The sequence below is a fragment of the Streptacidiphilus jiangxiensis genome, assembly GCF_900109465.1.
GTDB lineage: Bacteria > Actinomycetota > Actinomycetes > Streptomycetales > Streptomycetaceae > Streptacidiphilus > Streptacidiphilus jiangxiensis.
The window spans coordinates 163,672-189,123 of record NZ_FOAZ01000001.1 but is presented as its reverse complement, the minus strand read 5'-3'; the positions used below and the strand labels follow the sequence as shown (position 1 = coordinate 189,123).

Below are 25,452 nucleotides of genomic sequence, written 5' to 3'. Positions count from 1 at the left end.
CCCGACCGGGACCGCCCGGGAGCCGTTGGACGCCGATCGGCTGCCCACGCGAGAGAACAGGACGACCACCATGACGAGCCTCCAACACCACCTCCGGCCCGTCGGCCTGCCGCCGGTCAACGGCTACAGCCACGCCGTGGCCGGCACCGGCGCGATCGTCGCAGTCTCCGGCCAGGTCCCGCTCGACGCGGACGGCACCCTGATCGGCGGCCCCGGCCCGGACGGCGCCCCGGCGAACCCCGAGGCGCAGCTCCGGCAGGTCTTCACCAACGTCGGCGCCGCCCTGGCCGCAGCCGGGGCCGGTTGGGCCGACGTCGCCAAGCTGACGGTCTACCTCACCGACCTGGCCGACCTGCCGCTGTTCCGCACCGTCCGGGACGAGTTCGTCGACACCGCCCGCCCGCCGGCCTGCTCCCTGGTGCAGATCTCGGCACTGGTCCACCCGGATTTCCGGGTGGAGGTGGACGCCCTGGCGATAGTGTCCGGTTGATCGTTGATCACCGCCCGTGCCGGGCGGGCCAGGTGTTCCCACGACCGCAGCGACCGCAACAAGCGGCCCCGGAAAGGCGTGTGCCCTCGTGATCGTCAGCGAACCGCTCCTCCCTGTCCCCCTGCCGGGGCCCCTCGTCGACACGGCCTGGCTGGCCCGACGGTTGGGGCAGCCGGGTCTGGTGGTGTTCGACGCCAGCGTGGGCGCACACCGACGCGAGGTGGCGCGGATACCCGGCGCCAGGCTCTTCGACCTCGACGGCCCGCTGTCCGCGCCGGACAGTCCGCTGCCCCACACCATGCCGACTGCCGGGCAGGTCGAGTACGAGCTGCGCGGGCTCGGCCTGAACCAGTCCGACACCGTCGTGTTCTACGACAACGCCGGCCTCTACTCGGCCGCGCGCGGGTGGTGGATGCTGCGGGCGATGGGCTTCGACCGGGTGGCCGTCCTGGACGGCGGGCTGACCGCCTGGGTGGCGGCCGGTCTGCCGGAACAGGACTCCGCCCCCGGACCGGCCGCCCCGGGGGACTTCACCGCCCGCCCACGCCCCGGAATGATCGTCGACAGCGCGGCGGTGCTCGACGCCCTGGCCGACCCGGAGGCGGCGGTCCTCGACGCCCGCGCGGCCGAACGCTTCCACGGCCTCGCCCCGGAGCCGCGCCCGGGGCTGCGCGGCGGCCACATGCCCGGCGCCGTCAACCTGCCCTTCACCGCTCTCCAGGACGAGAAGGGTCTGCTGCTCGCCCCGGGGGCCCTGCGGGAGCTTTTCGACAAGGCCCTGGCGGCCGAGGAGGAAGGCTCGGGTGCGCACGCAGCGGCGGCCGACGCGCCCCGGCTGCTGTTCAGCTGCGGCTCGGGCGTCACCGCCTGCGTCCTGGCCCTCGGCGCCACCATCGCCGGCTACCGCGACCTGGCGGTCTACGACGGCTCCTGGAGCGAGTGGGGTCTGCCCTCCGCACTCCCGGTCGTATGAGCCCGGCGCCGCTGCAGCCGTCCGACCGGGTCCCGGGCCCGTCCCGGGAGCCCGGCCGCCCGCTGCTGCTGCTCGACGTCGACGTCGACGTCGACGTCGACGGGCCACTCAACCCCTTCGGCGGGATGCCCGACACCAGACCGGCCGGGTTCACCGAGCATTTCCTGATGCCGCCGACCTGGGCCGCGCTCGAAGAGCTCAGGATCGCGGCCGCCGCCCGCCCACGCGAGCCGGCCCCCCTCCTGGTCTGGGTCAATCCCGACCACGGACGGCAGCTCATGGCCCTGCCCTTCGACCTGGTGTGGGCCACCACCTGGGAGGCCGAGGCGAACGACTACATCGCGCCCCTGATCGGCCTCCCGGACCTGCCCTTCATCTCCTGGCAGCGTCCGCGCCCGGTCACCCGTGGCGGCGGCTGCTGGAAGACCCCGGAGGTCGTCGCCTGGGCCGCGGGGCGGCCGTTCGCCTGGGTCGACGACGAGATCACCGACACCGACCAGGACGAGGTCGCCCGAACCCATCCTGCGCGCGCCATGCTCCACCGGGTCGACGCACGCAGCGGACTGACGGAGGACGACTTCGCTGCCCTGTCCGCCTGGGCGGCCGCCATCGCCTGAGGCCCGCCCTGGTGGCGGTCCGGGCTCCGGCCCGGGCGGCCACCGCGGCGACCCGTGCCGCCGGAGTCGTTCTCGATCACGAGGACTCTGATGCACCGCCATCGGCCGGGCCGGGCGGCAGACGCCCGGTCGGGCGTTCGGGGCCCAAGAAGACCGCACGAGGCCCTGTGATCCATGTCACGGACCGGGGAAGGTTCCCCCCGTCCGCCCAGGGAGTCGGCCGAGAACGCCAGAGGCCCTGTCCGATCTCTCGGACAGGGCCTCTGTGTTGGGTGGAGCTGAGGGGATTCGAACCCCTGACCCCCTCGATGCGAACGAGGTGCGCTACCGGACTGCGCCACAGCCCCAACGAGAAGAAACTCTAGCAGGTCCGGAGGGGTGCTTGCGCACGGGTTACTCGTTGGCGGCCCGAGGGGTGTCGTCGGCGAACTGGTCGAAGAGTGGCGTGGCCGGCTTCGGCGCCGGACGACGGGGAGGTGTGGCCGGACCCGGTGCGGTCTGGGCGGGCTTCGCCGCCGGGGCGGCCGCGGGGGCCTGCCCGGCTGCCGGGGCCTTGCGGCCGCGCGCCGACGAGTACGTGTCCGGGGCGGACAGATCCAGGCCGAGCGTCGCCCGCGGCGCGACCGGAGCCGTGACGTAGGTCGGGAGCGGGACCGGCACGGGATCCCAGCCGCCGTCGTCCCGGGCCGCGGACGCGGCAGCTGCGTGCTCAGGACGGTCGTGGTCCGCCCACGGCTCGCCGCGGCCCGCGCCCAGGCTGCCGGTGCCGGAGGTGGTCGCCCCGACGCCGTGGTCCGTCTCCTCGGTCGCACGTGGAGTCCGAGCGGCCAGGTGGGGCGCTGCGGCCTCCCGCGGCACCGGCGCCGCTGCGGCAGTCTCCGCCTCGCGGCGCGCGGCCGCCTGCTGGCGGACGCGCTGAGCGGCCTCGACGGCCCGCCGGCGGTCGAGCCTGACCTCGTAGCGACGGTGCTCCTGACGACGCATCTGCCCGATGTAGAGGGAGAACAGCACTGCGGGGACGGCCGGGATCCAGAGCAGGTCGACCCCGCCCACGGCCGCGACCACCATCCCGACGGTGAAGGCCGCGAACAGCACCACCACCATGCGCCGACGACGCGCGAGCAGCGCCGCACGACGGCGGGACGCCGCGTCCGGCGAGGGCCCGCCCTGGACCGGGTGGGCCGAGTGGGCCGCCGCAGCGGCCCGGTGCTGGCTGCGAGCGGCCTGGGCCGGGGGAGCGAAATTCCCACCCAGGTCCTCGCCGCCCTCGGGGTGCCCGACGGACTCGGGCTCATCCGGGTCGAATGCACGGGAGGCGCTGACGCCGTGGGTGTCCGTCGAAGGCTTCGGCAGCGGAGTCGGCAGGCCCAACGGCTGCGTCTCGTCCAGTTGCCGTGAGATCCTGCGCTCCATCGCGGCGCGCCCGGACAGCAATCGGATCGCCGTGCTGAATCGCTCGGTGGGACGGGCCTCGTTGAGCTCGTCCTGACGGCGGAGCCACATGGGGACCAGATACGCAGCCCAGGCCCCGACGATGACCGCGTAAATGAGGCCGCTACTGCTCACGCTTCACACCGTACGGGCGTGAAGGACGGCCCGGCGGCTATTTCGACCGGTGTGTCGCTGAATCATCTTCATATCGACCTATTTGTGGTGATGGTGACTCTCGATTCCACTGTTTCCGCGCCAGCGCGCGAGCAATCCTTCGGGCACCTCGTCCGCCGTCAGCGCGTAGACGAGATGGTCCCGCCAGCCGCCGTCGATGTGAAGATAACGTGGACGAAGGCCTTCCTCCCGGAATCCGAGTTTCTCGACCACTCGGCGACTCGGAAGGTTCTCGGGGCGGATGCAGATCTCGATCCGGTGCAGCCCCATCGTGCGGAAGCAGTAGTCGGTTGCCAGAGCCACCGCGGTCGGAATGATTCCGCGGCCCGCATGCCCCTCATCGACCCAGTAACCGATATTCGCGGAACACATGGAACCCCAGGTGACGCCGCCGACAGTCAGCTGACCGACCAGGTTTCCCTCGTAGGTCACGACGAACGGCAGCATGCGGCCCGCGTTCGCCTCCCGGCGCAGGAACCTCACCATCTGACGGTAGGTCGGACGCGGGTTGTGCGGGTGACCGGGCGGAGGCGGCGGCACGGTGGCCTCCCACCGACGCAACCAGTCCCGGTTACGGCGGCTGACCTCCTGCCAGACCCGCTGGTCCCGGATCCGGATCGGGCGCAGCTCGACCGACCCCTCCCGCAGCTCGGCCGGCCAGAATGCGTTCAGTGCGGGCCCCCTTCCCCGTTGGCCTCGGGCGCATGGGACGTCTGAGGAACGTGGTCACCGCCGCCCACCTGGTCGACCGCGTGAGCCAGCAGCGGGCCGAGGACCGCGAGGCCGTCCTTGACCCCGCCGGGCGAGCCGGGGAGGTTGACGACCAGCGTGCGTCCGGCCAGCCCGGACAGGCCGCGGGAGAGCGCGGCCGTCGGCACGCCGTGCTCCCGCCCGTAGGCGCGGATCGCCTCCGCGATACCGGGTACTGGCCGGGTGATGACCTGCGCGGTCATCTCGGGCGTGAGGTCGAGCGGCGTGAGGCCCGTACCGCCGGTGGTGACCACCACGTCGTAGCCGTCCGCCACGGCCTTGCGGAGCGCCACCAGCACCGGATCCCCGTCCGGCACCACGACGGGACCGACCACCATGCAACCGAGCTGGGCGAGCCCGGCGGCCAGGATCGGACCGCCGCGGTCCTCGTAGACACCCGCATGGGCCCGGTTCGAGACGGTGAGCACGAACGCGCGCATCATCGCAGCGCTCCCGGCTCCGGCTTCGCCTGCTGCCCCTGCTCCGGCCCCGCCGCAGGCTCCCGCACCTGGTCGGCGAGGTCGGCGCGGTGCCAGTCGCCGCTCTTGCCGCCGGTCTTCTCCTCGACCTGTACCGCGTCGATCCTGGCGCCCTTGTCGACGGCCTTGACCATGTCGATCACGGTGAGGCCGGCGACCGCGACGGCGGTGAGCGCCTCCATCTCGACGCCGGTACGGTCGGCGGTCCGGACGGTCGCGGCGATCTCGACGGCGTCGTCGGCCACGACGAGGTCGACCGTCACACCGGAGACGGCGATCGGGTGGCAGAGCGGGATGAGATCCGGCGTGCGCTTGGCACCCATGATCCCGGCGATCCGCGCCACCGACAGGGCGTCGCCCTTCGGCACGCCTTCTCCCCGCAGCAACTCCACCACGCGCGGCGACACCAGCACGCGACCGGTCGCGCGGGCGGTGCGCGTCGTCGTCGCTTTCTCGGAGACGTCGACCATCCGGGCGGCGCCCGAGGCGTCGACGTGGGTCAACCCGGACCCGGACGGAACGGGGCTGGTGCTGTGCACTGGCGCTCCTGCGATCGTGACGGCGGGGTGCGGCGCCAGGGTATCGCTGCCTGGCCGAAGCGTCCCATCGACGGCCCGGACGGTGCCGCGCCACGAATCGACGGTGCCGCGCCACGGATCAGGGCCGGGCGCGGCAGGTGACCGTCAGTCCAGCAGGATCGCCCGCACCTCGGTGCCGGCCTCCACCGAGACGGCGTCCTCCTCGACCACGAGCAGCGCGTTCGCCTGGGCCAGCGCCCCGAGCAGGTGTGACCCGGCGCCGCCGACCGGCGTCACCGTGCCGGCCTCGGCGTCGTAGGCGGCCCGCAGGAACTGGCGGCGACCGGCCGGAGAGGAGGTGACCGGCTCGGTGAGGCTGCCCCTCACCTCGCGTCGGTGGACCTCGGTCGCGCCCAGCATGGCCCGGATCACGGGGCGGACGAAGAGCTCGAAGGAGATGTAGGCGCTCACCGGGTTCCCGGGCAGGGCCAGCAGCGGCACCGGCCCGTCCGAACCCTCCAGAACCCCGAAGCCCTGCGGCTTGCCAGGCTGCATGCGCAGCTTCCGGAAGGAGATCTGCTCGCCGAGCGCCTCCTTGACCACGTCGTACGCGCCGACGCTGACCCCGCCGCTGGTGACGATCAGATCGGCGCGGATCAGCTGGTCGTCGATGACCTCGCGCAGACGGTCCGCCTCGTCCGGAACGCCGCCGACCCGGTAGGCCAGCGCACCGGCGTCGCGTGCCGCTGCGGTGAGCGCGAAGCTGTTCGAGTCGGAGATCTGGCCGGGACCGACGGGAGTGCCGGGCGGAACGAGTTCACTGCCCGTGGACAGCACGACCACCCGGGGACGCGGGCGCACCCGCACCATGTCGTGGCCGGTGGCGGCCAGCAGCCCGATCTGGGTCGGCCCGAGCCTGGTACCCGCCGGCAGCAGCGCCTGCCCGACCGAGATGTCCTCGCCGCGACGCCGTACGAAGGCGCCGGACTCGACCGGCTGGAAGATGCGGACCTCGCCGGACTCGACCGGCGCCGCGCCCTGCGGCGCCATGGTCGTCGCGGCCTCGCCCGTTCCGGTCCCGGCGTCGGTCCACTCGACGGGGACGACGGCCTCGGCGCCGGGCGGCAGCGGGGCCCCCGTCATGATCCGGGCGCACTGGCCGGGGCCGATGACGGGCAGCGCGGCAGCGCCGGCGGCCACGTCGCCGACCATCGTCAGCACGGACGGGTAGTCCTTGGTGGCACCCGCGAGGTCGGCGACCCGCACCGCGTAGCCGTCCATCGAGCTGTTGTCGAAGGGCGGCAGGGCGACCGCGGAGACGATGTCCTCCACGGTGAGGCAGCCCTGCGCCTCCAGCAGCTGGAGCTCCAGGGGCGGCAGCGGGGAGACGGCGGCCAGCACGTCGGCGCGGTGCTCGTCGACGCTCCACTGACGCTGGGCTCCGGTCGGGGCGGCGCACGGATCCGCGAGCCCCGCGGCGTGACCGTGGTCGTGGCCGGATCCCTGGCCCTGGCTGCCGCCGTGGTCGTGCCCGTTGTCGTGCCCGTGGTGCTGCTGCAGGTCGGTCATGGTGCCTTCCCCCATGGTCGTGCGGTGCGGACGCCGCTCAGGCGCCGCAGTCCCCGGTGCCGGTGGCCTGCCGGTCAGAAGGGCTCGATCGGACCGTCCAGTTCGCCGCTGCCCACGAACTCCTTCAGCCAGGCCCGGAACTCCGGGCCCAGGTCCTCACGCTCGCACGCGAGACGGACGATCGCGCGCAGGTAGTCGCCCTTGTCGCCGGTGTCGTAGCGACGGCCACGGAAAATCACGCCGTGGACGGGGCCACCGCGGCCCGGGGTGCGCTGGGCGAGCACCCGCAGCGCGTCGGTCAGCTGGATCTCGCCGTTCTTGCCGGGTTCCGTCTCCCGGAGCACGTCGAACACGCTCGGGTCGAGGACGTAGCGGCCGATGACGGCGAAGTTGCTCGGGGCCTCGCCGGGGGCGGGCTTCTCGACCAGGTCGGTGATCCGGACCACGTCCTGGTCGACCCCGTGCGGACCGTGGTACTCGGCCGGGCGGACCGACGCGCAGCCGTAGAGATGGGCCAGCGCCGGGTCGACCTCGATCAGCGCGACAACGCTGCCGCCGAGCTCGCTCTGGATCTCGATCATCTTGGCCAGCAGCGGGTCGCGCGGGTCGATCAGGTCGTCACCGAGCAGCACCGCGAAGGGCTGGTCGGCGACGTGCGGCTCGGCGCACAGGACGGCGTGACCGAGGCCCTTGGGGTCGCCCTGCCGGACGTAGTGCATCGTCGCCAGCTCGCTGGACTCGCGGACCCGGTCGAGCTTGGCCTGGTCGCCCTTACGGGCGAGCTGCTCCTCGAGCTCGTAGGCGCGGTCGAAGTGGTCCTCGAGGGGCCGCTTGTTCCGCCCAGTGATCATCAGCACGTCGGTCAGCCCGGCCGACGCCGCCTCCTCCACCACGTACTGAATGGCCGGCTTGTCGACGACCGGCAACATCTCCTTGGGAGTCGCCTTGGTGGCCGGCAGGAAGCGGGTGCCGAGTCCGGCAGCGGGAATGACCGCCTTGGAGATCTGGCGGGAACGAGCGTTGGTCATACCGATGACTGTAGCTTCCCCTGCGTGTCCACCGGATGTCTCTCTGCTGTCAACGACTTGTCAGCCGCACGAAGCAGGAGAGCAGCATGCGAACCGTCCTTCGGCAGCAAACCCAGGCCGACCTTGGCCGTCAGTCCGTTGCCGGGAAGCGAGCCGCTCTCGTCCGGGAGCACCGGCACCGAGGGCAGGGCGAGAGGGTGCCTGCGGACCGTCCAGGCCAGCCGGTCGGCGACGGTCCGGGCGCCCGCCTCGTCGGTGTCCGGCAGCAGCACCAGGAACTCCTCGCCGCCGTAGCGGCCGAAGACGTCCTCCTCCCGGACCTCCATCGCCAGCCGCTGGGCCAGGTCACGCAGCACCGCACCGGCCCGCTGGTAGCCGTGCTCGCGACGAATCTCGGCGAAGCCCTCGATCTCCAGCAGCAGCACCGCGAGCACCCGCTCCGCCGGGCGCCGCTTGCAGCGAGCGATCTCCCGGTCCAGGGCCAGCTGGAGGTAGCGGTAGTTCCAGACGCCGGTCAGGGCGTCCGTGCAGGACGTCCGCTCCAGCTCGGTCCGCCCCGTGCGCAGCTCCGCCAGCTCCGCCGCCTGGGCGGCCAGCCGCACCCGCACCCGTGCCCGGCCACGGGCGAGGACCCCGGTGGCGAGCAGCGCGGGCAGACAGAGAGCAGCGAGGATGTCCGCGAGGACGGGCGGCATGTCGTCCCTCCGCACAGTGCTGGCCGGTTAACGAGACGGAAGGCCGTCCCATCCGATGCTGAACGAGAAGAAGGCTCTGCGGTCACGGTTGCTCGCCGAACGAGCGGCGATGTCACCCGAGGAGCGGCAGGCCGCCTCGAACGCTCTCGCGAGCGAGGCCCTCGCCCTGGCCTCCGCGGGGAACGTACGGACGGTCGCCTGCTACGTCTCGATGGGGTCCGAGCCGGGCACCCGGCCCCTTCTCGACGCCCTGCGTGCGGCCGGCATGCACGTGCTGCTGCCGGTCCTGCTCCCCGACAACGACCTCGACTGGGCTGCCTACGAGGGCTCCGAACTCCTGGCACCCGCCCGACTCGGCCTGCTGGAGCCGACCGGTCCGCGTCTGGGGCCGGCGGCCGTCGCTGCGGCGGATCTCGTCCTGCTGCCCGGCCTGGCGGTCGACCCGGCCACGGGCGTGCGTCTCGGTCGGGGCGGCGGCAGCTACGACCGCGTCCTGGCCCGGTTGGCGGCGGCGGGCTCACCGGCCCTGCTCGTGACGCTCCTCTTCGACGGTGAGCTGGTGGAGGGCCTCCCCGCGGAGCCCCACGACCGGCCCGTCGACGCCGTGGTGACCCCGCAACGCACACTCCGGTTCGACTGAGACGGCCGCGCGGGCCGCCGGCCCGCCGCCACCGTGGGAGGCCTCCAGTTCGTGTCCGGGAACGCCCGTGGCGCGGGAACCCGATCGGGTTCCCGCGCCACGGAGCGTGCCGGGGTCGTGCCGGGCCCAAGCGCCCGGGCACCGTCGCTACGGCGTCAGGGTCAGCTTGTCCTTGGACGTCGCCGCAACCGCCTGGCGCGTGTACGACCAGGTCAGCAGCTCTCCGTCGACCCACATCTGCATCTGGTCGTCGTAGTGCGCATCGAACGCGTGCCCCGAGGACCCACCGATGTTGATCCAGTGCGAGGAGTCGAAGTCGGACAGGTCGACCACCATCCGCATGGACGGCGCCTCGTCGACGGTGTAGCCGTTGGCCGCGTTCCAGCTGGCCGCGTCGACGGCGGCGCTGCCTCCGTTCAGCTGGTACGGGCCGCGGTTGAGCAGCCAGTGCACGACTCCCGAGGCGATCGAGGAGTTGTCCGTGCCCAGCGTGCGCTCCTGGAGCTCCAGGGTGTGGATCCGGCCCCAGCTCCAGCCGCTGATGTCCTTGCCCATCAGCGAGGTCAGCTGCTTACGAGCGTCGATCATGGCCTCCTTGAGGAGGCTGTCGCGGCCCTGCATCTGGTTGCCGTTGCTGTCCGTCCAGTTCCACCACTGGTCGGTGGGGTGGGTCAGCAGCGAACCGACCACGGTGGTCCACTGGTCGCTGCCGTCCGGCTGCGCCGTCGCGTCGTCGCGCAGACCGCAGGTGCGCACACGCTGGGCCTTGCCGTTGACGTCGTCCTGCGGGATGCCGGCCTTGTCGGCGGGGATCACCATGATGCAGTCGGTGGTGCTGCGGACCTCGGCGGGGAACTTCTGGTCGAAGGCCAGGTGGAGCAGATTCGACCAGACCGCGTTGTAGTAAGCGGCGGCGGCCGAGCCGGAGTCCTGCTCGTCGTTCCAGCCGCGCAGCAGGTCCTGCGCCTGCTTGTAGTACGGCTCGGTCATCGGGATGTTGAGCAGGTAGGGCACGAGGGTCTTGGCGAAGACGCTGGTGTCGTCGAGCTGGATCGACGCCATGTCCTCCGGCGAGATCTTGCCGCCGCCGGCCAGCTTGCCCTGGATCAGCGTGCTGATCTGCTTGGCGCGGGTCCCGTAGTCCCAGTCCTTGGTGATCAGGTAGGGGTACTTCCCGGGATCCACGGCCGCCTGGTTGGCCGTCACGATGTAGCCCGAGCTCGGGTCCTCTTCCCAGGGCAGGGCGCCGAAGTCGACGAACTTCGGCTGGTCGGACGTCGGCGATTCCTTCTCCCACGCGTAGTGGGAGTCCCAACCGGGCTGCGGGTAGCTGCCGTCGGACGTGCTCCCGGCGACCGTGGGCCGGATCGGGATGTCACCGGGCATCTGGTATCCGATGTGCCCCTGGGTGTCGGCGTAGATCAGGTTCTGCGCGGGGACGGAGAAGTCCTTGGCCGCACCGCGGAACTCACCGAAATTGCTCGCCTTGTCCAGCTCGAAGACCGCGTCCATGGTCTTGTTCGGAATCAGCGCCGTCCACTTGAGCGCGATGGCGTAGCCGCCGCCGCGCGGCGGGGCCGAGCCGTCGACAGGGGCGTCAGCCCCGACGCTCTGCTCCTGCGTGCTGTGGTCGGAGATGATCGGCATGCCGTCCTTGGTACTGCGGACCGTGATCGTCTGGTCCGAGCCGCCCGCCACCTTGATGGTCTCCTGGCGGGTGATGAAGGGCTGGTTCTTGCCGTCGAGCAGGTAGGTGCCGTCGCTGTTGACCTGCTCCAGGTACAGGTCCTGGACGTCGGCGCCGAGGTTGGTGAAGCCCCAGGCGATGTTCTGGTTGTGACCGATGATCACGCCCGGCATGCCCGGGAAGGTGAAGCCGGTGACGTCGAAGGGGCACTGCGCGCTGACGGTGTTGCAGTGCAGACCCATCTGGTACCAGATGGACGGGATGCCCGGGGCCAGGTGCGGGTCGTTCGCCAGCAGGGGCTTGCCCGTGGTGGTGTGGCTGCCGTCGACGACCCAGGAGTTCGAGCCGATGCCGGCCGCGCCGGGCCTGCCGAGCATGGTCGGCAGGACGGCGACGTTGTCGGCGAGCGCCTGCGCCGCCTGTTGCGCACCCTCTGCGGCGGGCTTGCCGCCGGCCGTCCGGTAGGAGGCCGGAACGGTGGCGGAGCCGGTGTTCGCCCCGGTCGTGCCGGTCCCCGCGGAGCCGCCGGTGGGCGTCTTCAGCCCGTCACCGGGCGTGTACTTGTTGCCGGCCTTGTTGACCGTCCCGGCCTTGGCGATGATCGTGCCGTTGGACAGGGGGTACTCGGGGTACAACTCGGCGATCTGCTGGGTGGAGAGGGTCCCCGCCAGCAGGGAGCGGTCGATCTCCTGCTGCATGTTGCCGCTCAGGTCCCAGGCCATCGCCTTGAGCCAGGAGATCGAGTCGACCGGCGTCCACTGCGCGGGCTTGTAGCCGCCGTAGACGGTGCCGAGCAGGGCGTACTCCAGCGACGCGCCGGCGCCGCCCGGGTGGTCCTTCAGCCAGGCGTTGACGCCGTCGCTGTAGGCCTGCAGATACGCCTTCGTGGACGCCGAGAGCTGTTGGTCCCACTCCTTCTGAGCCACGCCGCGCCAGTTCATGGTGCGGATGAACGCGTCCGTCTGCACCTGGCCGGAGCCGAACATCGAGGCGAGCGTGCCGGAGGTGATGTGGCGGTTCACGTCCATCTGCCAGAACCGGTCCTGCGCCTGCACGTACCCCTGGGCCATGAACAGGTCCTGGGCGCTCGAGGCATAGACCTGGGGGATGCCCTTGTCGTCCCGGACGACGTCGACCGGGCCGGAGAGGCCCTGGAGGTGGATGCTGCCGGTGGTCTGCGGCTCGGAGGCGTGCACCTGGTGCACGCCGTACCAGCCGCCGAGCGCGACACCGGCCACCAACAGCAGCACGACCAGCACCACCATGAGGCGCAGGCGGCGGAACTTCTTGGAGCGGGGCATCAGGGTCCTTGTGAGGGGCAGTGACTGTACCGCGAGGGGCCACCGGGCAAGGCGGCGGTGCTGACGCTAACACCCGAAGCGGAACCCATGGCGCGCGGGCGTTGGCCGGGGCGCCCGGGACGCACCGTGCCGACGGGACTCCGTGGGGCCCGTGGGACCGCTCCCCGGGTGCCCAGCCCTTGGACGAGCCAGGAGCTCCAAGAGCCGGAACGGTAAAATCTTGCTCCAAACAAGTGGAAGCATCGATTCTGCAGCGCGAGGTGCCCCTGCGTGTCCGTCCACCGGCTCGACCTGCTGCTCCTGCTGTTCTCGCTGGTACTGCTGGTGGCCGTGGCGGCAGTCCGGCTCTCCTCCCGCAGCGGGCTGCCCAGCCTGCTCGTCTACCTGGGGATCGGCGTCCTGCTCGGCCAGGACGGCATCGCCGACATCACCTTCAACGACGCCCAACTCGCCCAGGTACTCGGCTATGCGGCGCTGGTCGTGATCCTGGCCGAGGGTGGGCTCGGCACCCGCTGGCACGACATCCGACCCGCCGTCCCCGCAGCGGCCGTGCTGGCGACCGTCGGCACGGCGATCAGCGTCGGCGTCGTGGCCATCGGTGCGCACCTGCTGACCGGCAGCGACTGGCGGATCGCGCTGCTGATGGGCGCGGTCGTCTCCTCGACGGACGCCGCCGCGGTGTTCTCGGTGCTGCGCCGCGTGCCCCTGCCCGCCCGGCTGAGCGGGCTGCTGGAGGCCGAGTCCGGCTTCAACGACGCCCCGGTGGTGATCCTCGCCGTGGCCTTCGCGACGGCCGGCCCGATCGACTCGTGGTGGGTTCTGGTCGGCACCGTGCTGCTGGAGCTGGCCATCGGGTCGGCAGTAGGGCTCACGGTCGGAAGGCTGGGCGCCTTGGCCCTGCGCCACGTGGCGCTGCCCTCCTCCGGCCTCTATCCGATCGCGGTCGTCGCGCTCACCCTCCTCGCCTATGCGGGCGGGTCGCTGCTGCACGGCTCCGGCTTCCTGGCCGTGTACATCAGCGCCCTGGTCCTGGGCAACGCCAGGCTGCCGCACGGCCCGGCCACCCGGGGCTTCGCCGAGGGGCTCGCGTGGATCGCGCAGATCAGCATGTTCGTGATGCTGGGCCTGCTGGTGGACCCGCACACGATGGCGGACGCCGTCGTCCCGGCCCTGGTCGTCGGCCTGGTGCTGGTGCTGGTCGCCCGGCCGCTCTCGGTACTGCTGACGCTCTCCCCGTTCCGGGTGGCGTGGCGTGAGCAGGCCCTGCTGAGCTGGGCGGGGCTGCGCGGGGCGGTTCCCATCGTGCTGGCGACCATCCCGGTCGTGCACGCGGTCCCCGGTGCGGGCCAGCTGTTCAACACCGTGTTCCTGCTGGTCGTGGTGTTCACCCTGATCCAGGGGCCGACGCTGCCCCTGGTGGCGAAGGTCCTGCGGATCTCGGATGCCGCGCACGCCGACGACCTGGCGGTCGAGTCCGCTCCTCTGGAGCGGCTCCACGGGCACCTGCTCTCGGTCACGGTCGGCCCGGAGTCGCGGCTGGCCGGCGTCGAGGCGAGCGAGCTGCGTCTGCCGAAGGGCGCGGCGGTGACGCTCGTCGTGCGGGAGGGGTCCAGTTTCGTGCCCGGCCCGACGACCGCGCTGCGGCACGGCGACGACCTTCTCGTGGTCGCCACCGACCAGGTCCGCGACCGGGCCGAACGGCGGCTGCGGGCCGTGGACCGGGGCGGCAAGCTGGCAGGCTGGCTGAGCGGGACCCGCGGAGAGTACTGAGCCTCACATCCGGATCAGTGGACTTATCGACCAGGAATACCGCATCATTGAGGATCGTTAGCACTCACAGCCTTAGAGTGCCAGGAGGAAACAAGTGCCGACGTACCAGTACCAGTGCACCGCGTGCGGCAACGGCCTCGAGGCCGTCCAGAAGTTCACGGACGCCGCGCTGACCGAGTGCCCCGAGTGCGGCGGCAAGCTGCGCAAGATCTTCTCCGCCGTGGGCGTGGTCTTCAAGGGCTCCGGCTTCTACCGGACCGACAGCCGCTCCTCGTCGAGCAGCAGCATCTCCTCGAACTCCACCTCGAGCGGCTCGTCCTCGTCGACGACCCCGTCGACCTCCGGCTCCACCGGCTCGTCGAGCTCGTCCTCGAGCTCCTCGACGTCCTCGTCCGGTTCGTCCGGTTCCGCCGCCTGACCCGATCCGCCGGGCTACGCTGCGGCGCATGGCAGACCAGTCAGCAGCCGCGGCCACGGCCGAGATCGGCATCATCGGCGGCACGGGGCTCTACGCCCTCGTGGACGACCTCGACGAGGTCGACGTCGACACCCCCTACGGCGCTCCGAGCGACTCCCTCCTGGTAGGTGAGTTCGCGGGGCGCCGTGTGGCGTTTCTCCCGCGCCACGGCCGGGCCCACAGGATCCCGCCGCACGCGATCAACTATCGGGCGAACCTCTGGGCCCTGCGCTCGCTCGGGGTACGGCAGGTGCTCGGCCCCTGCGCGACGGGCGGTCTTCGCCCGCAGTACGGCCCCGGCACGCTGCTCGTCCCCGATCAGATGGTGGACCGGACCTCCGGCCGGGTCCAGACGTACTACGACGGCCGGACCCGAGCCGACGGGATCACCCCTGAGGTGGTCCATGTCTCCGCCGCCGATCCCTACTGCCCGCGCGGCCGGGCGGCGGCCATCGCCGGTGCCCGTGCCTCGGGCTGGCCGCCCGTCGACGGCGGCAGCATGGTGGTGATCGAAGGCCCCCGCTTCTCCACTCGGGCCGAGTCGCGCTGGTACAGCTCCCAGGGCTGGTCGGTGGTGGGGATGACGGGACACCCGGAGGCCGTGCTCGCTCGCGAGCTGTCGCTGTGCTACACCTCGCTCGCGCTGGTCACGGACCTCGACGCGGGTGTGGAGACAGGCCAGGGCGTGACACACGCAGAGGTCCTGGCCGAGTTCGGCCGCAACATCGACCGCTTGCGCACGGTCCTGGCGGCCACGGTGGCGGGCCTGCCCGCTGCGGAGGAACGCGAGTGCATCTGCGTTCACGCGCTGGACGGGATGACCACCGGCCTGGGAGTGGAACCGATCTCCCGCTGAGCAGCCTAGGAGGCCTGGAAGCCGGCGCGGAAGCCCTTTCGCCCGGCTTCACTCGACCGTGGATAGGTTTTCCACAGGGGCGAGTTGTCCACAGGCTGGGCAGGCCCTGCTTGGCGGTGCGACAGGGCCGGGGCAGCGTGGTGGTCACAGCGGATCCCGCTCCGGGGTCCCCCGCGCCGGAGGTCACCGTGTCCCTCTCGATCCCACCCACCTACTGCATCGCCTCGTTCCCGCCGATCTTCGCCGGCCGGGGCCGGCATCGGCTGCCCACGCCGGTGCGACGGCGCCCCGGTCCGATCACGGCCGGATTCATCGTCGCGGCGACGACCCTGGCCGTCGGGTCCTTGCGACAGTTCCCCGGTTCGGGTGAAAAGGTTGCGGCCGCGGGTGCGCGCTCCCACCCCGCTTCCGGAACGTTTCCTCAGGTGGCGCCCCACGCCCCCGCGGCCACGGCTCCGCACGGGTGAATTCCCCGTGGACCGAGGAACCCCCGGAACTGCCGTAGTTTCCGGTGCCCATGAAGGGCTTCAAGGCATTCCTGCTCCGCGGCAACGTCGTGGACCTGGCGGTGGCCGTGGTCATCGGCGCCGCGTTCACCAAGGTCATCAACTCGATCGTCGACGGCGTCATCAACCCGGTGGTCGGCGCATTCGGCACTCAGGACCTCAACGCGTACTCGACCTGTCTCAAGGGCACCTGCCTGGTGGACAAGGCGACCGGCAAGGTCGACGGCATCCTGATCCAGTGGGGTTCGGTCCTCGGCGCCGTACTCAGCTTCCTGATCACGGCGGCCGTCGTCTACTTCTGCCTCGTTCTGCCCATGAACGCTTTCATGAAGCGCTACATGGCCAAGAAGGAGGTGCCGGCTCAGGAGGCCAAGTCGCCCGAGGTCAGCGAGGTGCAGATCCTCGGCGAGATTCGCGACCTGCTCGTCTCCCAGCGCGGCTGACGCCGGCTCGACCGCACCACTCCCCCGTCACTTCTCCCCGTGGTGCGGCGGGGTCTCGCTCAGGTACCAGTCGCGGTCCCGCGAGCCCTCGCCGCGCTCCCGGCCCCAGCCGGCGTCTGAATCGTCCCGGCTTCGGCCGCTCGTCGGATCGTCGAAGACGATCCTGCGCCTGGCCTTCTCGTCGCTCTTCTCGTCCGGCACGCCGTCCTGCCCCGTGCTCCGCTGCTCGCCACCACTCACACGTCCAGGGTAGGCGAACCGGACCGGTCAGCTCGGGGCCTCGGCCCCGGACCGGGCGTAGTACCACCAGCACACGCCCAGACAGAGGGCGTAGTACGCGACGAACACCCACAGCGAGGCAGTGACCTCGAAGATCGCGAACATTGCGGGGATGAAGAAGAACCCGAAAGCCGCGATGGCGGCGCTGAAGCCGATCACCGCACCGGATTCCATCTCCGCCTGCTTCTGGGCTTCCGCCAGCGCCGCCTCACCCTTTCCGGCCGCAGCGGCCCGGTGGTGATTGAGGAAGATCACCGGAATCTGCCGGAACGTCGACCCGTTGCCGATTCCCGAGAAGACGAACGCGCACAGGAAGCCGATGTAGAAGACCCAGAAATTGCCCTTGTCGCTTCCCGAGGGCACCGCGTTGACAACCACGATCAGTGAGGCGGCCATGCCGACGAACGAGATGATCGTGCAGCGCGCACCGCCGACCTTGTCGGAGATCCAGCCGCCCACCCACCGGAACAGCGCGCCCAGGAATGGACCGATCCAGGCGTAGGTGGTGGCCGAGTAACTGGTGAACGTGTTGTTGATCAGGTTGGGCAGGGCCGAGGCGAAGCCGATGAACGACCCGAACGTGCCCACGTAGAGCAAAGTCATCAGCCAGTTGTGCTTGCGCTTGAAGATGATCTTCTGCTGGCTGAACGGGGCGGCCGCGACCTTGAGGTCGTTCATGAGGAACCAGGCAAGCAGCGCCATGATCACCAGGAGTGGGATCCAGAGGAAGGCGCTGTTCTGCAGCCAGACGTCGCCCCCACCCTTCTTGTGCTGAGGGCTGCCGGCCGGCGCGCCGAGGATGCCCGCCGTGATCACCAACGGGGCCAGCAACTGCACCACGCTGACGCCCATATTGCCCAGGCCGCCGTTGATGCCGTTCGCGTTGCCCTTCTTCTGCTTGGGGTAGAAGAATCCGATGTTGGCCATCGAGGACGAGAAGTTGGCCCCGCCGATACCGCACAGGGCCGCGATGACGACCATCACGCCGTAGGGCGTGGACGGGTGCTGCACCGCGAAGCCGAGCCAGAGCAGCGGGCCCACCAGGATGATCGTGCTGAACGCGGTGAAGCGCCGCTCGCCGACGACCGGGCCGATGAAGGTGTAGAAGAGGCGTCCGAGCCCGCCGGTGAGCCCGGGGATGGCGGTGAGCCAGAACTTCTGCGACTCCGAGAAGGTGAAACCCACCTTGCTCAGCTGCACCACCGTCACCGACCAGACCTGCCAGACCACGAAGGCCAGCATCAGCGCCGGCACCGAGACCCACAGATTCCGCGAGGCCACCTTGGAACCGGTGGTTCGCCAGAAGGACGGGTCCTCCGGATGCCATTCGTTGATGGTCGTCCCGGGTCTGTAGGTGTCGGCCCGGCCTCGGTCCTGGGTCACCGTCATCTCGGTCGGCTCCTGGTTTCGTCAGGTAGTGGTGCGGTCGGGTCTCGTCGGAGTCAGCGGTGTCAGGCCCGCGGTGTCGAGGTCGTTGCCCCGGGGTCAGTGCCTCGGGGGCAGTGCCTCGGAGTCGGTGCCTCGGGGTCGTGGTGCCGGCGCAGCGGTGCCAGGGTCAGTGGTCGCTGGGGCCGAAACGCCAGGCGGCCAAGGCGACGAGGAAGGACAGTCCCTCGAAGCCCGTGCACCACCAGGCGGTCGAGGTGTGGCCCTGCATCCAGGCGTCGACACCGACGCCCAGCGCCCAGAGCTGACCGGCGACGACACTGAGCACCACGACGAGCCGGCCGGTGAGCATCGCCGAGCGTTCGGGGTCGTGGTCGGTGCCCGCCCCGGGGCCCGGGCCGCTGTGCCGGATGCGGAAGTCGCCGTAGCCGCTGGTCGGACGGATCTGCGGATACCGCTCCGCCACCGGGCGGTTGAGCCGGGGCTCGGCGCTGCCCGGGGAGCTCCAGGCGGCTGCGGTTCCGGAGCCGGGTTCGGTCCTGAACTCGTCGGGACGGTCGGCCGGATGTGCCATGGCAGCTCAGCTCCTCGCGGAATTGGGGCAGGCCACGTGGCCGAGGCGGATGCCCAGGTCCTTGGCGTTCAGCTCGCGGCAGGCCGCGTGGAGCCGGCTCTCGTCTGAGTAGGCGGTGCCGATGGCCCAGACGCTGCCATCGGCCCGTTCCGCCAGCAGCACCTTGGGCAGGCCGCGAGGCGGCGGGCCTTGCACCACCGCTCCCTCCCGCGGCTCGAAGGCGCCTTCGTGGCAGGGGCAGTACAGCTCCCCTTCCGTGCCGCGGTCCTCACGCCACAGCACCCCGCACGCCAGGTGGGTGCAGACGGTGGAGTAGCCGACCAGAGTGCCGTCCTGGAGCCGGATGGCGATGGCGCGGTCGTGCTCGGTGGGGTAGGCGAAGGTCACCGCCCGACCCCGGGGCAGCCGGTCGGCCACCCGCATCGGCTGCACGTCCGCGGCCGCCGCGTCTCCGTGCCGGGGCAGCACGCCGGCCGAGACGGCGACGGAACCGACGACAAGACCGCCGGAGACCGTTGCCATGACCCGGAGGTAGTTCCGGCGGCTGGTCAGGGAGTCGGCGCTGAGCCGGTCGTGCAGTCGGCTCTGGTCCTCGGCTGTGGCGTCGTCCATCGGTGCCGGGGTGGGCTGCTCGTCGGTCATGCGACCGCTCCTCCACTCTGCTCGGCAGCGGCGCGGGTGGCGCCGGCGCCGGGCACGTCCCGGCCGTTGACGGAGACCAGTGGCAGGCCGCCGGGAACGGGGCGGCTGTCGCGGCCATCGGGCACGACCATGGCGGCGCCGGTGGTGATCCCGACGTCCCCGAAGGCGAACCAGTTCGACACGGCGACCCCGGGACGGTCGGCCTGGAGCTCCTCCAGGGTTCCGTAGAACAGCGCGCCGGTCGGGCAGACGGTCGCGCACATGGGGGCCAGGCCCAGCTCCGTGCGGTCGTAGCACATGTTGCACTTGAGCTGGAGCTTCGCCTCAAGGTCGATCTTGGGAACCCCGAACGGGCAGGCGTTGACACAGTTGGCGCACCCGATGCAGCGGGTCGGGTCGGCCTCGTGCACCACGCCGTCGGGGGTGATCAGGATGGCCTCGGCCGGGCACACCTCGGCGCAGGGCGCGACCGGGTCCTCGCAGTGCATGCAGACCGTCGGCTGCGAGGCGACCGAGCGGCCCTCGTCGGTGTAGTCCAGGTGGATCATCGACTTGCCCCGGTGCGAATCGCACTCGCGACAGCCGGAGACACAGGCCTGACAGCCGATGCACCGGCCCGGATCGATGAACAGGGTGCGGCCCATCATGGCGGCGTCAGCTCCCTTCTCCGGTACCGCGGCCCTGCGAGGAGGACGGCGGCCTTGTGGTGGTCCGCGAGGCCTGGGCCTCGGGATAGGCGGGGCGGCCCGGCGGTGTCGGCGGCGCCGGGACCTCGTCGACGTGGGCGGCGCGCTCGATCCGGCAGGCACAGACCTTGTACTCGGGGATCTTCGAGCGCGGGTCCAGGGCGTCGATGGTCAGCGCGTTGGCAGCCGTCGGTACGGGCCAGTGGTACGGGACGAAGACGTGGTCGGGGCGGATCGCCTCGGTCACCAGGGCGGGAAAGACCTCGCTGCCGCGACGGGTGGTGACCCGGACCGGGTCTCCGGTCCGATAGCCGTGGGAGGGGTGCACCTCGGCCCAGGGCCGTGGGGTCTGCTCGACCAGCGCGCCGAGCCGGCGGGTCTGGTTGCCGGACAGGTAGTGCGCGACGGTCCGTCCGGTGGTGAGCCGCATCGGGTAGTCCTCGTCGAAGGCGTCGGCGGGCTCGTGCCACTCGACGACCTGCATGTGCACCTTGCCGTCCGGGTGGTAGGTCCGGCCGTCGGCGAAGAGCCGCGGGGTGCCGGGGTGGTCCAGATCCGGACAGGGCCAGGCAATGCCGCCGGTCTGCTCCAACCGCTCGTAGGTGATGCCGTAGTAGTCGTTGACGGCACCACGGGACGCCGCGCGCAGCTCGTCGAAGACCTGCTCGGAGGTGTCGAAGTCGAACTTGTCCCCCGCGCCGAGGCGGCGGGCGAGCTCGCACATCACCCAGGTGTCGGTGCGGACTCCGGGCGGCGGGTCCTGCGCCTTGTTGTGCTTGACGACGCGCGCCTCGGCGTTGGCCATCACGCCGTCGTCCTCGGCCCAGGTGGTGACGGGGAAGACCACGTGCGCGTTGGCTGCCGTCTCCGAGAGGAAGAAGTCGAACTGGGCGTGGAACTGGAGCTTGTCGTAGCCGTCCTTGACGGTGGCGTAGTGCGGCAGGGAGACGAAGGGGTTGTTGCAGATGCCGACGAGGCCGCGGATCTCCTCGCGCTGCATCTGCCAGACCATCTCCATCATGGAGGTGCCGGCCTGCGGCAGGTCCTCCTCCCTGATGCCCCAGAAGTCCGAGATCCAGGCTCGTGCCGCCGGGTCGTTGATGGATCGGCCGCCCGGCAGCAGGTCCGACTTCTGGCCGTGCTCGCGGCCGCCCTGGCCGTTGCCCTGGCCGGTGATGGTGCCGTAACCGGCGCCGGGCTTGCCGAGGTTGCCGGTGGCGGTGCACAGGTTGATGACGGTCAGGCAGTTCTCGACGCCCTGGGTGTGGTGCTCGATCCCGCGGGCGTGCCAGGCCATCGCCCGCTCCGCGCCGGCGAACATCCGGGCGACCTGGACGACCTGCTCGGCGGGGATGCCGCAGATCTCGGCGGCACGCTCGGGGGTGTAGGCGGAGACCGTCCGCTTGACCTCCTCCCAGCCGGTGGCGCGCTCGGCGAGGAACGCCTCGTCAGCCAAGCCCTCCCGGATGACGACGTTCAGCACGGCGTTGAAGAAGGCCGCGTCGGTCCCGGAGCGCAGCGCCACGTGGATGTCGGCGGTACGGGCGATCGCGGTCTCGCGGGGGTCGACCACGATGAGGGTGGCGCCGCGGTCGCGGGCGCCCCACAGGTACTGGGTCATGACCGGGAAGCACTCGCCGACGTTGGAGCCGGCGATCAGCAGGCAGTTCGTCAGCAGGATGTCGCTGAAGGGGTTCCCGGCCCGGTCGATGCCGAAGGCGAGCTTGTTCGCCCCGGCCGCGCTGACCATGCACAGCCGCCCGTTGTAGTCGACGTGCTTGGTGCGCAGCGCGACGCGGGCGAACTTGCCGACCAGGTAGGTCTTCTCGGAGAACAGGCTGGCGCCGCCGAGCAGGCCGAAGGCGTCGCGACCGAACTCGGCCTGGATCCGGCGGATCTCGGCGACGGTGAAGTCGAGGGCCTCCTCCCAGCTCGCCTCGCGGAACTCCTCGTCGCGGCTGCGGCGGATCAGCGGGGCGGTGAGCCGGTCGGGGTGGTTGACCTGCTGGTAGGCGTTGAGGCCCTTTGGGCAGAGTCGGCTGCGGTTGATGTCGTGGTTGCGCGGCTCGACCCCGAAGACCTTGCCGTGTTCGTCGACGCGCAGGTACATGCCGCACTGGACGCCGCAGAAGCAGCAGTGCGTCGGCACCAGGGTCTGCTTGGTCTGGTCGGCGCGCCACAGAGCGGCCGGGATGCCACCGGCATCGCGGAAGTTCCGGGTGCCGGGCGGTGCCACGGACGGATCGAGGGAAACCCTCTGCTGGGCGGCCGCGTCGGTGCCGGTCACTTGAACCCCCGCTTCACGTCGGTCAGGTAGGCGCCGCCGCGCAGTTCGCGCTTGCAGCGCGGGCAGTACTCGGCCCAGGCGTCGAAGCCGAGCCCGAGGTCGCGCATGGTGCCGCGGAGGTTCTCCACGGCCGGGACGGTGTCGATCTCGGTGCCGCAGCGCTTGCAGGCGAACAGCGGCTCCCCGGCCTTGCGGGAGTTGAACTTGAACAGCTGCATGCCGACGGCCGCGGGACGCTGGATGATGTGGAAGAACTTGCCGAAGGGCAGGTAGACCAGGGTGAAGACCACCGAGACCATGTGCAGCACGGCGAGGAACTCGTAGCCGCCGCCGTGCAGGAAGATCTCCGAGAAGGTCAGCAGCAGGCCGGTCACGGAGACGGTCAGCAGCGCGAGCAGCGGCAGGAAGTCGTAGGCGAAGCGCTGCCCGGTGATCGCGGCCCGGTCGTGGTACCGCCGCCACAGGAAGTAGCCCACTCCGCCGATCACGAGCACGGCGGCCAGGTCCAGCCCGTGGAACATGGCCCAGCCGAGGACGCTGCTGGAGTTGAAGCCGAAGAGCTTGAAGCCCCACAGGCGCATCTCGTAGCCGGGGCCGGTGGCACTGGAGGCGGTGAAGGTGAACCAGCCCCAGGTCAGCGGAAAGGTGATCGCGGCGGCCAGCAGGCAGCCCCAGAAGATGAGCTGGTGCGCGGCCCAGCGGGCGTGGCTGCGGGCGCCCAGGAACTTCTGGAACCCGAGGTAGGTGGCGATCATCCGGGGCAGTACGGTGGGGGCCCGCTTGAAGCTCTCCATCGAGAAGGCGGAGCGCAGCCCCTTGCGGAACATCCGCCAGGCTGCCGGCTCGCTGACCCACATCGTGTAGCGGTAGGCCACGCCGAAGGCGAGGAAGACCGTCGCCACGGCATAGGGCAACAGCGCGGAGTCGAAGTCCCGCAGGCCCCGGCTGCCCAGCACGATCGCCACGACCAGCGCCAACGAGACCAGAGCGCCCACCAGGGCAGCTCGCTGTTGCAGCTTCCGTCTGTCCACGAACCACGCCCTCCGTCGCAGCGCCTACGCTCTCCTGTTCGCGACATTAGGGAGGGTCAGTTGATCTCGCAGTTCAGCGACAAAGCGATTGCGCCGAACGCGGGAAGGGTCTGCACCGAACAGCCCCAGCACCCGGGGGCGGGTGCTGGGGCTGGTGGTTTCGGGGTGCGGGGTGGGCTCAGGCGGCTTCGAAGCCCGAGTGGTCGGCGATCTTGCGGAGCTCCGCCAGCGCGTGCTTCTCGATCTGGCGGATGCGCTCACGGGTCAGGCCGTGCTGCTTGCCGACCTCGGTCAAGGTCCGCTCCCGACCGTCCTCCATGCCGTAGCGGGAACGGATGATCGAGGCGGTGCGGTCGTCGAGCCGGTCGATCAGGGCGTCCAGCTCCTCGCGGCGGAGCATGACCAGGACGGCGTCCTCGGGCGAGGTGGCCCCGGTGTCCTCCACCAGGTCGCCGAACTGGGTCTCGCCGTCGTCGTCGACGGTCATGTTGAGGCTGACCGGGTCGCGTGCCCAGTCCAGGACGTCCTTGATGCGGTCCTCGGTGGTGTCCAGCTCGGCGGCGACCTCGGCCGGCTCGACCTCACGGCCCAGCTCCTTGGACTTCTCGCGCTGGACGCGACGGATCCGGCCCAGCTCCTCCACCAGGTGGACGGGCAGGCGGATCGTGCGGGACTGGTCGGCGATGGAACGGGTGATCGCCTGGCGGATCCACCAGGTGGCATAGGTGGAGAACTTGTAGCCCTTGCTGAAGTCGAACTTCTCCACCGCGCGCACCAGGCCGGCGTTGCCCTCCTGGATGAGGTCGAGCAGCGGCAGGCCGCTGCGCGGGTACCGGCGGGCGACGGCGACCACGAGGCGGAGGTTGGAGCGGATGAAGACGTCCTTGGCGCGCTGGCCGTCGGCGGCTATGGCACGCAGCTCGTCCTCCGACGCCCCGACCGCCGTCCCGCCCTCGTCGAGCAACTGCTCGGCGAAGACGCCTGCCTCGATCCGGGTCGACAGTTCGACCTCCTGCGCCGCGTCGAGCAGCGGGGTGCGCGCGATCTCGTCCAGGTACATACCGACGAGGTCTCGGTCGGCCTCACCTGCGGTCGGGCGCGCGGTACGCGTCCGATCGGCCTTGTCGCGGACGACGGCACGGGTGGCCATACGTACTCCCTCGGGTGACCTGACGGGCCTGGCTGGCCCGTACCTGGGAACTGCTTACGTAACGAGTCAACGACGATGTCCGAAGAAACATTCCCGAAGCGGTGTTTTTCTTCGCACGTAGCAGTATGCTGTGCGGTTCGCCCGCGATCATCAGCAGAGCGTCATCGCTCGATCACAGCGCGGCGGGCGTCCGGTTCTGTCACTCTCTGGGACGATTGTCCGCCCCGTAACAGTTCCCCGCACGGTGAGTCTGGTACGGGAAAGACGTCCGGGACCGGGGAGGTGGCGCGCGTGCGGCACAAGCAACCGTGGGGGCTCTGGGCGGGCGCAGGCGCCTGCCTGGCCCTGTTCGGGGTGCTGCTGGGGATGGTCGAGGCCGGCTGGAGCTCGCTGCTCCATCTCGACCTCGTCGTCGACCGGCACCTGCACACCACTGCGCTGCATGACGCGGCCTGGACGGGGTCGATGCGCACCGTCAGCTCGGTACTCGAGCCCACGGTCCTCCGAGTGGCGCTCGGTGCCATGGTGCTGTGGCTGTGGTGGCGCGGAGCACGGATCGCCGCGCTCTGGGCGGCCACCTGCGGCCTGGTGCAGGGCGCACTGGAGATCACGGTGAAGACCGCCGTCGCCCGCCCTCGACCCGCACTGCCCCAGCCCGTGTCCACGGCGACGGGCTGGTCCTTCCCCTCTGGCCACGCCATGACCGCGGCGACGGTGATCCCACTGTTCGTCGTCATCGCCTGGCCGCACCTACGCCTTCGGACAACCCGGATGCTCACGGCGGGGATCGCCGGCGTGCTCGTGCTGCTCGTCAGCTGGACCAGGATCGGGCTCGGCGTGCACTGGCCGAGCGACGTCGTGGCCGGTTGGCTGCTGGCGGGCTTCACGCTCTGCGCTGTGACGGCGGCGTTCGACACCTGGCGGCCCGACCAGCGGGCAGCCGAACTGCACCGACTGACCTCCCGCTCCGCTGAGCGGGTGCAGCGGCAGCAGGCTCGACGCCAGAGCGCGGACCCGTTCTAGACGGGCCCGC

General features: G+C 70.9%; 25 protein-coding genes and 1 tRNA gene. 9 read left to right on the top strand and 17 right to left on the bottom strand.

Annotation, left to right across the window (positions count from 1 at the left end; genetic code table 11):
* Window positions 1-70: 70 nt before the first annotated feature.
* The 3 genes from BMY61_RS00835 to BMY61_RS00825 all read left to right on the top strand — a co-directional run bounded on the left by BMY61_RS00835 (window position 71) and on the right by BMY61_RS00825 (window position 2,080).
* Entirely contained in the window at window positions 71-490 is a 420-nt protein-coding gene (locus BMY61_RS00835; RefSeq protein WP_042442070.1) for a RidA family protein, read from the top strand.
* An 88-nt stretch (window positions 491-578) separates the two neighbouring features.
* Window positions 579-1,463 (top strand): sulfurtransferase, encoded by an 885-nt coding sequence (locus BMY61_RS00830; protein ID WP_042442069.1) that lies wholly within the window; start codon window positions 579-581, stop codon window positions 1,461-1,463.
* Window positions 1,460-2,080 carry a hypothetical protein gene (locus BMY61_RS00825; RefSeq protein ID WP_042442068.1) on the top strand — a complete coding sequence of 207 codons (621 nt, stop codon included), beginning with the start codon at window positions 1,460-1,462 and terminating at the stop codon, window positions 2,078-2,080. Before BMY61_RS00830 ends, BMY61_RS00825 begins: the two co-directional genes overlap by 4 nt.
* A 273-nt stretch (window positions 2,081-2,353) precedes the next feature.
* On the opposite strand, the gene BMY61_RS00820 is transcribed toward BMY61_RS00825, so the two are convergent.
* From BMY61_RS00820 to BMY61_RS00785, 8 genes are all read right to left on the bottom strand, one after another.
* A tRNA-Ala gene (locus tag BMY61_RS00820) sits at window positions 2,354-2,427 on the bottom strand.
* A 46-nt stretch (window positions 2,428-2,473) separates the two neighbouring features.
* Entirely contained in the window at window positions 2,474-3,646 is a 1,173-nt protein-coding gene (gene sepX, locus BMY61_RS00815; protein WP_042442067.1) for a divisome protein SepX/GlpR, read from the bottom strand.
* 78 nt (window positions 3,647-3,724) lie between these two features.
* Complete coding sequence (locus tag BMY61_RS00810; protein WP_075003703.1) at window positions 3,725-4,357, bottom strand: GNAT family N-acetyltransferase; 633 nt, start codon at window positions 4,355-4,357, stop codon at window positions 3,725-3,727.
* On the bottom strand, window positions 4,354-4,875 hold the full coding sequence (locus BMY61_RS00805; RefSeq protein ID WP_042442065.1) for a MogA/MoaB family molybdenum cofactor biosynthesis protein: 522 nt from the start codon (window positions 4,873-4,875) through the stop codon (window positions 4,354-4,356). The genes BMY61_RS00810 and BMY61_RS00805 overlap by 4 nt, the downstream gene beginning before the upstream one ends.
* Window positions 4,875-5,384, bottom strand: coding sequence for a cyclic pyranopterin monophosphate synthase MoaC (gene moaC, locus BMY61_RS00800; protein ID WP_082014718.1), 510 nt, complete (start codon window positions 5,382-5,384; stop codon window positions 4,875-4,877). The genes BMY61_RS00805 and moaC overlap by 1 nt, the downstream gene beginning before the upstream one ends.
* Window positions 5,385-5,597: 213 nt before the next feature.
* On the bottom strand, window positions 5,598-7,001 hold the full coding sequence (glp, locus tag BMY61_RS00795) for a molybdotransferase-like divisome protein Glp (protein ID WP_075003702.1): 1,404 nt from the start codon (window positions 6,999-7,001) through the stop codon (window positions 5,598-5,600).
* Window positions 7,002-7,075: 74 nt separating this feature from the next.
* On the bottom strand, window positions 7,076-8,029 hold the full coding sequence (gene galU / locus BMY61_RS00790) for a UTP--glucose-1-phosphate uridylyltransferase GalU (RefSeq protein WP_042442064.1): 954 nt from the start codon (window positions 8,027-8,029) through the stop codon (window positions 7,076-7,078).
* Window positions 8,026-8,724, bottom strand: coding sequence for a GGDEF domain-containing protein (locus BMY61_RS00785; RefSeq protein WP_052438272.1), 699 nt, complete (start codon window positions 8,722-8,724; stop codon window positions 8,026-8,028). Before BMY61_RS00785 ends, galU begins: the two co-directional genes overlap by 4 nt.
* A 55-nt stretch (window positions 8,725-8,779) precedes the next feature.
* Between BMY61_RS00785 and BMY61_RS00780 the strand changes: the two genes are divergently transcribed.
* Complete coding sequence (locus tag BMY61_RS00780; protein ID WP_042442063.1) at window positions 8,780-9,364, top strand: 5-formyltetrahydrofolate cyclo-ligase; 585 nt, start codon at window positions 8,780-8,782, stop codon at window positions 9,362-9,364.
* Between the two features lie 147 nt (window positions 9,365-9,511).
* Here BMY61_RS00780 and BMY61_RS00775 read toward each other — a convergent pair whose 3' ends face one another.
* Window positions 9,512-12,352 (bottom strand): penicillin acylase family protein, encoded by a 2,841-nt coding sequence (locus BMY61_RS00775; protein WP_042442062.1) that lies wholly within the window; start codon window positions 12,350-12,352, stop codon window positions 9,512-9,514.
* A gap of 270 nt (window positions 12,353-12,622) precedes the next feature.
* Here BMY61_RS00775 and BMY61_RS00770 point away from each other — a divergent pair, with 270 nt between their 5' ends.
* The 4 genes from BMY61_RS00770 to mscL all read left to right on the top strand — a co-directional run bounded on the left by BMY61_RS00770 (window position 12,623) and on the right by mscL (window position 16,384).
* Window positions 12,623-14,122, top strand: coding sequence for a potassium/proton antiporter (locus BMY61_RS00770; protein ID WP_042442061.1), 1,500 nt, complete (start codon window positions 12,623-12,625; stop codon window positions 14,120-14,122).
* Between the two features lie 94 nt (window positions 14,123-14,216).
* Entirely contained in the window at window positions 14,217-14,540 is a 324-nt protein-coding gene (locus BMY61_RS00765; protein WP_042442060.1) for an FmdB family zinc ribbon protein, read from the top strand.
* A gap of 28 nt (window positions 14,541-14,568) precedes the next feature.
* Complete coding sequence (locus BMY61_RS00760) at window positions 14,569-15,435, top strand: S-methyl-5'-thioadenosine phosphorylase (RefSeq protein ID WP_042442059.1); 867 nt, start codon at window positions 14,569-14,571, stop codon at window positions 15,433-15,435.
* Between the two features lie 517 nt (window positions 15,436-15,952).
* The gene (gene mscL / locus BMY61_RS00755; RefSeq protein WP_042442058.1) at window positions 15,953-16,384 is read left to right on the top strand and encodes a large conductance mechanosensitive channel protein MscL; all 432 of its coding nucleotides are present in this window, start codon (window positions 15,953-15,955) and stop codon (window positions 16,382-16,384) included.
* Window positions 16,385-16,411: 27 nt separating this feature from the next.
* Here the strand turns inward: mscL and BMY61_RS00750 are convergent, their stop codons facing one another.
* From BMY61_RS00750 to BMY61_RS00715, 8 genes are all read right to left on the bottom strand, one after another.
* Window positions 16,412-16,624 carry a hypothetical protein gene (locus BMY61_RS00750; protein WP_042442056.1) on the bottom strand — a complete coding sequence of 71 codons (213 nt, stop codon included), beginning with the start codon at window positions 16,622-16,624 and terminating at the stop codon, window positions 16,412-16,414.
* 27 nt (window positions 16,625-16,651) lie between these two features.
* Window positions 16,652-18,052 carry a NarK family nitrate/nitrite MFS transporter gene (locus tag BMY61_RS00745; RefSeq protein WP_042442055.1) on the bottom strand — a complete coding sequence of 467 codons (1,401 nt, stop codon included), beginning with the start codon at window positions 18,050-18,052 and terminating at the stop codon, window positions 16,652-16,654.
* 166 nt (window positions 18,053-18,218) lie between these two features.
* Window positions 18,219-18,623 carry a hypothetical protein gene (locus BMY61_RS00740; protein WP_236655825.1) on the bottom strand — a complete coding sequence of 135 codons (405 nt, stop codon included), beginning with the start codon at window positions 18,621-18,623 and terminating at the stop codon, window positions 18,219-18,221.
* A 6-nt stretch (window positions 18,624-18,629) separates the two neighbouring features.
* Window positions 18,630-19,265, bottom strand: coding sequence for a QcrA and Rieske domain-containing protein (locus BMY61_RS00735; protein WP_042442054.1), 636 nt, complete (start codon window positions 19,263-19,265; stop codon window positions 18,630-18,632).
* Window positions 19,262-19,912: a 4Fe-4S dicluster domain-containing protein gene (locus BMY61_RS00730; protein ID WP_042442053.1), complete on the bottom strand. Its 651-nt coding sequence runs from the start codon at window positions 19,910-19,912 to the stop codon at window positions 19,262-19,264. Before BMY61_RS00730 ends, BMY61_RS00735 begins: the two co-directional genes overlap by 4 nt.
* Before the next feature lie 7 nt (window positions 19,913-19,919).
* Window positions 19,920-22,238 carry a molybdopterin oxidoreductase family protein gene (locus BMY61_RS00725; RefSeq protein ID WP_042442052.1) on the bottom strand — a complete coding sequence of 773 codons (2,319 nt, stop codon included), beginning with the start codon at window positions 22,236-22,238 and terminating at the stop codon, window positions 19,920-19,922.
* On the bottom strand, window positions 22,235-23,269 hold the full coding sequence (locus BMY61_RS00720) for an MFS transporter (RefSeq protein ID WP_143094114.1): 1,035 nt from the start codon (window positions 23,267-23,269) through the stop codon (window positions 22,235-22,237). Before BMY61_RS00720 ends, BMY61_RS00725 begins: the two co-directional genes overlap by 4 nt.
* Window positions 23,270-23,447: 178 nt before the next feature.
* Entirely contained in the window at window positions 23,448-24,419 is a 972-nt protein-coding gene (locus BMY61_RS00715; protein ID WP_042442050.1) for a sigma-70 family RNA polymerase sigma factor, read from the bottom strand.
* Window positions 24,420-24,710: 291 nt separating this feature from the next.
* Here BMY61_RS00715 and BMY61_RS00710 point away from each other — a divergent pair, with 291 nt between their 5' ends.
* Window positions 24,711-25,442, top strand: coding sequence for a phosphatase PAP2 family protein (locus BMY61_RS00710; RefSeq protein WP_052438271.1), 732 nt, complete (start codon window positions 24,711-24,713; stop codon window positions 25,440-25,442).
* Window positions 25,443-25,452 lie beyond the last annotated feature (10 nt).